Source organism: Rhodoferax ferrireducens (assembly GCF_003347515.1).
In the GTDB taxonomy this organism is placed as follows: domain Bacteria; phylum Pseudomonadota; class Gammaproteobacteria; order Burkholderiales; family Burkholderiaceae_C; genus Rhodoferax.
In genome coordinates this window covers 1-8,535 of the sequence record NZ_QEII01000165.1, presented here as the reverse complement: position 1 = coordinate 8,535, position 8,535 = coordinate 1, and the positions used below count along the sequence as shown (strand labels likewise).

At 61.8% G+C, this 8,535-nt stretch carries 8 protein-coding genes and 1 pseudogene; 6 read left to right on the top strand and 3 right to left on the bottom strand.

The features are described from left to right. Window positions 1-124 (bottom strand): annotated as a pseudogene (locus tag C5P05_RS00925) (NAD(P)(+) transhydrogenase (Re/Si-specific) subunit alpha); the annotation flags it as partial. A 146-nt stretch (window positions 125-270) separates the two neighbouring features. On the opposite strand from C5P05_RS00925, the gene C5P05_RS00920 reads away from it, so the two are divergent. Further along, window positions 271-759: an NUDIX hydrolase gene (locus C5P05_RS00920; RefSeq protein WP_114968032.1), complete on the top strand. Its 489-nt coding sequence runs from the start codon at window positions 271-273 to the stop codon at window positions 757-759. A gap of 91 nt (window positions 760-850) precedes the next feature. Here C5P05_RS00920 and C5P05_RS00915 read toward each other — a convergent pair whose 3' ends face one another. Beyond that, window positions 851-1,753, bottom strand: a complete 903-nt coding sequence (locus tag C5P05_RS00915; protein WP_114968031.1) for a LysR family transcriptional regulator — start codon at window positions 1,751-1,753, stop codon at window positions 851-853. An 86-nt stretch (window positions 1,754-1,839) separates the two neighbouring features. Here C5P05_RS00915 and C5P05_RS00910 point away from each other — a divergent pair, with 86 nt between their 5' ends. Genes C5P05_RS00910 through pcaB form a run of 5 tightly spaced genes read left to right on the top strand, consistent with a single transcriptional unit; the run spans window position 1,840 to window position 7,140 of the window. Further along, a complete protein-coding gene (locus C5P05_RS00910; protein WP_114968030.1) occupies window positions 1,840-2,832 on the top strand; it encodes a Bug family tripartite tricarboxylate transporter substrate binding protein in 993 nt (330 codons plus the stop codon). Window positions 2,833-2,868: 36 nt separating this feature from the next. Beyond that, window positions 2,869-3,726 (top strand): FAS1-like dehydratase domain-containing protein, encoded by an 858-nt coding sequence (locus C5P05_RS00905; protein WP_114968029.1) that lies wholly within the window; start codon window positions 2,869-2,871, stop codon window positions 3,724-3,726. Between the two features lie 14 nt (window positions 3,727-3,740). Further along, window positions 3,741-4,922, top strand: coding sequence for a CaiB/BaiF CoA transferase family protein (locus C5P05_RS00900; RefSeq protein WP_114968028.1), 1,182 nt, complete (start codon window positions 3,741-3,743; stop codon window positions 4,920-4,922). A 12-nt stretch (window positions 4,923-4,934) separates the two neighbouring features. Next, entirely contained in the window at window positions 4,935-5,747 is an 813-nt protein-coding gene (locus C5P05_RS00895) for an HpcH/HpaI aldolase/citrate lyase family protein (RefSeq protein ID WP_114968027.1), read from the top strand. Between the two features lie 43 nt (window positions 5,748-5,790). Continuing rightward, window positions 5,791-7,140: a 3-carboxy-cis,cis-muconate cycloisomerase gene (gene pcaB, locus C5P05_RS00890; protein WP_114968026.1), complete on the top strand. Its 1,350-nt coding sequence runs from the start codon at window positions 5,791-5,793 to the stop codon at window positions 7,138-7,140. A 278-nt stretch (window positions 7,141-7,418) separates the two neighbouring features. Here the strand turns inward: pcaB and C5P05_RS00885 are convergent, their stop codons facing one another. Then, on the bottom strand, window positions 7,419-8,360 hold the full coding sequence (locus C5P05_RS00885; protein ID WP_157979167.1) for a hypothetical protein: 942 nt from the start codon (window positions 8,358-8,360) through the stop codon (window positions 7,419-7,421). Window positions 8,361-8,535 lie beyond the last annotated feature (175 nt).

The following is an 8,535-nucleotide window of genomic DNA, read 5'->3' as shown; positions in this document are numbered from 1 at the left end:
CCACGCCGGCACCGGCCTGGATGCGCAGCGTGTGACCTTGCGCTTTGAGCTTCTTCGCCGTCTCGGGGGTGACGGCAACACGGGTTTCTCCCACCGTGGTTTCAGTGGGTACGCCAATCAGCATGGGGCGACTCCTCGTTTGATTATTAGTTGAATTTGGACCTGTCCGCGAGCTTACATGAGTTTTGTTTCGTTTTTGGGACGGGGTTGACCCTGAACATCGCCTTGCGCCTGACGATTTTTCGTCCCGCAGCCTGCGCATAATCCAGCATGAACACACGATGGAAACCCAATGTCACCGTGGCGGCGATCATTGCGCAAGACGGCAAATTCCTGCTGGTGGAAGAGCACACCCCAGAGGGACTCAAGCTCAATAACCCGGCCGGCCACCTTGATCCAGGCGAAAGTCTGGCTGATGGCTGCGCCCGCGAGGCACTGGAGGAAACCACCCATACCTTCCGCCCCACGGCCCTGGTTGGCGTCTACCTGTCGCGTGTTCAGCGTCCCTCGCGCGACAACACACGCGCTGAAGACATCACGTATTTGCGATTCGCCTTTTGCGGTGAACTGGGTGAGGTGCAAGTCGGCAGGCAACTCGACCGGGGCATCGTGCGCACGCTGTGGCTGACGCCGGATGAGATCCGCGCCAGTGCGTCAAGACACAGAAGCCCTCTGCTGGTGCGCTCCGTGGAAGATTATTTGACGGGGCAGCGTTATCCCTTGGCGCTGATGCATACCGATCTTTCGGTTCTACTATAAAAATAGTAGCTTCTAGCGCATACTCCATAAGGGCTAGAGGCACTATTCATATAAATTATCACTTCTAGCCAGGGAGTCGTTTCGCGCCCCATCAACGCCTGGCTTTGAGCGCAACGCGCAGGTAGTCATAAAACATCTTGGCGGGCGCACGCAGGGTCGCCCCGTGGCGGGTTGTCAGGCCCAGCACCCGCGACACCGCCGGTTGGCGTAGCGCCACCCCGACCAGCGTCGGATGCGCGGGCGCCAGCGCCAGGCGTGGCACGGTCGCCAGGCCCAAGCCGGCGTCCACCATGCCGAGCAAGGTCGCAATGTGGCTGACCTCAAACCGGTACGACGGACTGATGCCGGCCTTGGCCAGCGCATCGTCCAGCAACTGGCGGTTGCCGCTGGTGCGCGCCACGGCAATCAGCCGCTCGCGATCCAGCTCGGACCAGGCGAGGGTTTTGCGTTTGGCCCAGGGGTGCTCCCGGCGCATGGCCAGCACAAACGGATCGGTGTGAATCGGGTCAAAGTCCACCCCCGGCACCTGGCTGCCCATGAAACTGATGCCGAAATCGGACTCGCCCGCGACCACGCTGGCCAGCACCTGACCGGCCGCCTCGTCCATCACGCGGATGCGAATCAGCGGGTAATGCTCGGAAAATGAACTCAGCACGGAGGGCAAAAAATGAATGGCAGCGGAGGGCACACAGGCCACGGTCACGCGGCCGCTGCGACTGGCGGCGATGTCCGAGATGCCCAGCATCGCCGTTTCCAGGTCGTCCAGCGCCGCGCGGGCGCGCTCCAGAAACACACGCCCCAGGGCGGTGAGCTCCACCGCGCGCGTGGTGCGGTTGAACAGACGGGCGCCCAGGATGGTCTCCAGTTTGTCAATGCGCCGACTCAGCGCCGGGGCCGACAGGTGGATCTCGTCGGCGGCGGCCCGAAAGCTGCCGCGCTCGGCCACGGCGACAAAGGCCTGCAATTGCTGCAAATCGAAATTAATGCGTGCCATGCACCAATGCTAGCAAAAGTTGCACTTCACCGAACGCCTGGCGACGCGCATCATGCGGCCTTATTGGAACCACTTAGGAGATTTGCATGCTGCTCACACCCCCTGCCCCGTCCATCCTGCTGAGCCCTGTGATGGCAGGCCTGTCATTGTCCCTGGCGCTGGCCGGCCCGGCGCAGGCGCAGAGCTGGCCCGAAAAAACCATCACCATCGTGGTACCCACCGCCGCCGGCGGCGCCAATGACGCCATGGCGCGCATCATCGGGCAAGGCCTCAGCACCCGGCTCGGCAAGCCGGTGATCGTGGAGAACAAGGCCGGCGCCAACGGCGCCATTGCCAGCGAATACGCGGCGCGTGCCACGCCCGATGGCTACACCCTCATGTTTGGCTACATCGCCACCCATGGCATCAACCCGGCGCTGCAAAAACTCAAGTACGACCCGGTGACGGATTTTGAAGCCATCGGCATGGTGGCCGCGTCACCGATCGTGCTGGTCGCCAACAACGCCGTGCCGGTGACCAACGCCAAGGGCCTGGTGGACCTGATCAAGGCCAAGCCCAACTCGTTCAGCTATGCCACGGCCGGCAATGGCACGGCGCCGCACATCGCGGGTGAATTGTTCAACCTGTCGATCGGCGTGCCGGTGGTCAATGTGCCGTACAAGGGCGCCGCGCCAGGCATCGTGGACACCATCGGCGGCACCACGCAATACATGTTCCCGAGCCTGTTCACCGCCTACCCGCAAGTCAAGGGCGGCAAGTTGCGCGCCCTGGGCGTCGCCGGTGACAAACGGTCCAAAACCATGCCCGAGCTGCCCACCCTGGCCGAGCAGGGCATCGCCAATGTCAATATCTCCCAGTGGTATGCCATGTTCGCCCCGGCCAAGACCCCGAAGGCGGTGATCGATCGGTTGAACAAGGAAATGAACGCGGTGCTCAATGACAAGGCGGTTGAAGCCAAGATTGAAGCGCAGGGCGCGGAGGTCGAGACCGGCACGCCGGAACAGCTCAAGGCCTTCGTGCAAAAAGAAGTCGGACACTGGAAGAATGTGGTGTCAGCGGCCAAAATAAAGATCGAATAAACCAACGAAATAGACGCCTATCCGCGGAGACTCCACATGAACTTGCAAAACTGGATTGGCCGTACCGAAACGGTTGACGACATCGCCACCGCCACCCCGTATGCGGCGCTGGCGGCCACGCTGGATTGGCCCGTGCCATCCGGGCCGCAGCGCCCGGCAGCGGGTACGCCCTTGCCCAGCCTGTGGCACTGGCTGTACTTCTTGCCGATCTACCCCCAATCAGAAATCGGGCCCGATGGCCACGCCAAGCGCGGCGGCTTTCTGCCACCGGTGCCGCTGCCACGGCGCATGTGGGCCGGCAGCGACTTTGCGTTCCACGAGTCGCTGCTGATTGGCGACGCGCTGTCGCGCACGTCTACCATCGTCGATGTCAAGGAAAAGTCCGGCCGCACCGGCAACCTGATTTTTGTGAAAGTTCGTCACGAAGTGCGGCGCAACGGCGCGCAGGCGGTGGCGCTGACTGAACACCACAACATCGTCTACCGCGATGCGCCGGCGCCCGGCGACGTGGCGCCGCCACCGCAGGCCGCGCCCGCCCAATCGGCCTGGACGCGGACCATCGTGCCGGACGACGTGCTGCTGTTCCGCTACTCGGCGCTGACCTTCAACGGCCACCGCATCCACTACGACCGCAAGTACGTGACCGAGGTGGAAGGTTATCCGGGCCTGATCGTGCATGGGCCGCTGATTGCCACGCTGCTGATGGACTTGCTGCGCCGCCAGCAACCCGCGGCCCAGGTGCTGCGCTTCGAGTTCAAGGCGGTGCGCCCGACCTTCGACATCAACCCGTTCTCCGTGCACGGCCAGCCCTCGGCCGACGGCAAGACCGTGCACCTGTGGGGCCGCGACCATGAAGGCTGGCTCACCATGGACGCCACCGCCACCTTGGCTTGAAGACAGGAGAAAAGATGCAACCGCTTAAAGGAATTACCGTCGTCACGCTGGAGCACGCGATTGCGGCCCCGTTCGCCACGCGCCAGCTGGCCGACATGGGGGCGCGCGTGATCAAGATCGAGCGCCCCGGTGTCGGTGACTTTGCGCGCGGCTATGACGAGCGCGTGCGCGGCCTGGCCTCGCACTTTGTCTGGACCAACCGCTCCAAGGAAAGCCTGACGCTCGATGTCAAGCACGAAGAAGCGCAAAAACTGTTGATGCGCCTGATCCTGGAAGAAGCCGACGTGGTGGTGCAGAACCTGGCGCCGGGCGCGGCGGCGCGCCTGGGCCTGTCGTACGAGGCCCTGTCCCAACTCAAGCCCGGCATCATCGTCTGCGACATTTCCGGCTACGGCAGTGACGGCCCCTACCGCGACAAAAAGGCCTATGACTTGCTGATCCAGAGCGAGGCGGGTTTCGTGTCCGTCACCGGCACGCCGGAGACCCCATCCAAGGCCGGCCCGTCGATCGCCGACATAGCAGCCGGCATGTATGCCTATACCAACATCCTGGCGGCCCTCATGCATCGCCAGCAAACCGGCGAAGGCCAGCGCATCGACGTGTCCATGCTGGAGTCGCTGACCGAATGGATGAGCTATCCGCTGTACTACGCCTTCGAGGGCGCGGCCCCGCCGCCGCGCAGCGGCGCCAGCCACGCCACCATCTACCCTTACGGCCCGTTCCCGGCCGGGGACGGCAAGACCGTGATGCTGGGCCTGCAAAACGAGCGCGAGTGGAAAATCTTTTGCGACAAGGTCTTGCTGCAGCCGGCGCTGGCATCAGAAGAACGCCTCTCCACCAACGCCAAACGCAGCGCGCAACGCGAGGTGCTCGCGGCCCTGATTATCGAAGCCTTCTCGACACTCAGCGCCGAGCAGGTGGCACAGCGGCTGGAGCAAGCCGGCATCGCCAACGCCCAGGTCAATAGCATGCAGGAAGTCTGGGCGCATCCGCAGCTCAAGGCGCGTGATCGCTGGCGCGAGGTGGCGACGCCGGCCGGGCGCATTCCGGCGCTGCTGCCGCCGGGCTCCTGGCAGCATGGTGCCCCGCGCATGGACGCGGTGCCGGCCCTGGGCCAGCACACCGATGCCATCCTGGGCCACTACGGCTACAGCGCCGAGCGCATCGCCGCCCTGCGCGCCGACGGCGTGATTTGAAAGCGCGCTGACATGCTCTTGCCCACTACTTACCTCTTCGTGCCCGGCAACCGCCCGGAGCGCTTCGCCAAGGCCTTGGCCTCGGGGGCCGACCGCATCATCCTCGATCTGGAAGACGCCGTCGCACCAAACGACAAGGCCGGCGCGCGCGCCGCGATTGCCGAGTGGATGGGAAGTCCGGCCGCACCGCGCGAGCGCGTGCTGATCCGCATCAACGACGTCACCAGCGCCTGGCACGTCGACGACCTGGCGCTGGTCCACGCCGTGCAGGTAGCCTGCGTGATGCTGCCCAAGTGCGAGGCCGCCGATCAGGTCGCGGCGTTGCGCGCCCACCTAGCGCCCGAGGCCAGCGTGCTGCCGCTGATAGAAAGCGCGCGTGGCCTGTTGGCGCTGCAGGACATTGCCGCCGCGCCGGGTGTAGTGCGCCTGGCCTTTGGCGCACTGGACTACATGGTCGATCTCGATCTGCCAACCGGCAGCCCGGCGCTGGACTTTGCCGCCGCGCAGATCGCCATCGCCTCGCGTGCTGCGGGCCTGGCCTCACCCGTGGCCGGCGTCACGCCCGAGCTGGATGTCGTGCGCGTCGCCGCCGACATGGCGCAGGCGCGCGCGCTCGGCTTTGGCGCCAAGATGTGCATCCACCCCGCGCAGGTCGCCGCCGTGCGCGCCGCACTGGCGCCCAGCGCCGAAGAGATCGCCTGGGCGCATCGCGTGCTGCAAGCCTGGAACGCCTCCGCCGGCGGCGCGCTGCAGCTGGACGGCAAGATGATCGACCGCCCGGTCGTCCTCAAGGCCGAACGCATCCTGGCTCATGGGCGGCCCTGAACGAAAACCCGTATCCATCAACAACACACCATCGGAGAAAACCATGTCATCCACCATCATCGATTCCAAAATTTTCGGCGACATGTTCAGCGACGCTGCCATGCGTCAGGTCTGGTCGGACGAAAACCGCACCGCCAAATACCTCGACATCGAACGCGCCCTGGCCAAGGTGCAGGGCGAGCTGGGCATCATCCCCCGGGAGGCGGCGAACGAGATCGTCAAGAACTGCGAACCCAGCCAGATTGACTGGGCCAAGCTCAAAGCCAAGACCGAGCAGATCGGCTACCCCATCATCGCGGTGGTGAATCAGATCAATGCCAACTGCCGCGACAAGCTGGGCGAGTATTGCCACTGGGGCGCCACCACGCAGGACATCACCGACACCGCCGCCGTGCTGCAGATTCGCGAGGGTCTCGCGCTGGTCGAGGAAGACCTGAAGGCGATCTCGGACTCGCTCGCCACTCTGGCGCGCACGCACCGCGACACGCCGATCATCGGCCGCAGCAATCTGCAGCAGGCGACGCCAATCACCTTTGGCTACAAGATGGCCAGCATCCTGGCCGGCATTGAACGGCATCGCGAGCGCCTTGAGCAATTGAAGCCGCGCGTGCTGGTGGGCGAGTTTGGCGGCGCCTCGGGCACGCTGTCCTCGCTGGAGACCGGCGCGATGGAAACCCAGGCCGGGCTGATGAAGGAACTGGGCCTGGGCCAGCCGCTGATTTCATGGCACACCGTGCGCGACAACTTCGCGGAGGTCGGCGCTTTTCTCGGCATCGTCGGCGGCTCGCTGGGCAAGATTGCGATGGACGTGAAGCTGATGATGCAGACCGAAGTGGCCGAGGTGTTCGAACCGTTTGCCCCGGGGCGCGGCTCGTCCAGCACCATGCCGCAGAAACGCAACCCGATCTCCTGCCTCTACATCCACGCCAACATCTCGGTGGTGCGCCAGCTGGCGGCCTCCCTCATGGACGCGATGGTGGCCGACCACGAGCGCTCCACCGGACCGTGGGAAATCGAATGGGTCGCGCTGCCGGAAATCTTCTGCCTCATGTCGGGCGCCTTGAAGCAGACCAAGTTCATCCTGGCCGGGCTGGAAGTCGACGCCGAGCAGATGCGTCGCAATATCGATCTGACGCATGGGCTGGTGATGTCGGAAGCGGTGATGATGGGTCTCGGTCCCTATATCGGCCGGGAATACGCGCACGATCTGGTGTACGACATCTGCCGCGATGCACTCAAACAAAAGCGTCCGCTGATCGAGTTGCTGGCCGAGCATCCAGAGATCAACAAGCATGTGACGCGTGAACAGCTGGCTGGTTTCTGCGATCCGATGAACAACCTGGGGCAGGCCGGGGTGATGGTGGACCGGGTGCTGGCGTCGTTGCGTCCCTGACCCGTCGGGGGCGGGGCGGATGCCGGGGGCTCATGCGCTTCGCTTTTTGAAATCGCCCCCAACATCCACCCCGCCCCCGACTCACGCTGTTGGTCGTCCACGTTAATCGGGATCAGGATTGAATGATGGCTGCGGGATCTGTCATGACATGGGCATTGCTGGTTTGCAGGCGGCAAAGACAGGGTGCGGTCATTTAGCATCGAGGATAGCAGTCGCTCAAACATTGAGCTAAGTCAAAAGTATCGATATGGACGAAAGATTTCAGCCGACAAATTCACTCACTCCGCACAAGCCTTGGCTAAGGATTTTTTGGGGAACACAGGGCCTTTGGGGGATGCATTGCAGTTCGGTTGTGTGTAGACCGTAACTACTTGGCTGTTTAGTGGTGGTGTGAATGTAACTGGTGCACTGAGGTTGGCTCCTACTGACCCACCGGCTCCACTGCGTCCTGCTTCACCGACTATGCTGCTTGGTAGCTCTTGCAAAGGACGCTGCTCATTTCTGAGTATTTTCCATGCAGTGACCATGCCAAAGATGATGAGAACAAACAGTGCTATGCCACCGCTGACAATTGACCATGTTTTTGTCCGTTGATAGGCTTTTTCGCCCTTCTTCACTGCTTCCCACTCTGTCTTCAAAATATCGCGCGAATAACCTGTAAGTTCCGTGGCTGCGGCATGTAGTTTTTCTCGCAGCACCAGTCGATCTGCTGCGACCTCTTTACCACGCATGGAAGTTAGCTTTTGTAACATCTCCACGATTACGTCAACTTTTTGCTCAACCCGAGAAAAGCTCAGATCGTTTGGTTTGAAGTGGAGTCGTGTCAGCGCGTAAGATTGATGAAGATTACGTTGCAGCTCTTGAATGTGTGCACTCTGATCATGGATTCTCTTATCAAAGTATGAACCAAGATTCTTAGCGAATTCTGGTATTGATTTTTCTTTGCCTTCCTGCTCCAATGTCTGAGCAGCAAGTTCATTGGCGTCGTCGAGAGACAAATGCTTATCTGCAAGGCAGCTCGCAAGGAGGTTAATGTTTGAAATTAAATCTGCAAAGCACTTGCGAAGTGAGTCCGTCCATGCTTGCCGATAGTCGGTAGTCTTGTTCTCTTTGTCATTTACTAATTTGACGATGCTCAGAGCTGCCGTGAAGAATCCAGCTAGCACAGACAAAAAAATCGCCAGCAAAACCTTGTCAAATTGCATTGGCACTACGTTCATATAAAACTCCCTAGAATAATTTTTTTAGTCTGCTTAACTTAATGTTAATCTTACTGTGTCATAAATTTAATCTTCTACTTACCCAGTGGCAATGAGGGCAATGTCCCAGATCGCTGGCCAGTGCGACGCTCAGGCGCAGGCGTAGCGTCGTGATCGAGTCCGCTACGTGACGCTG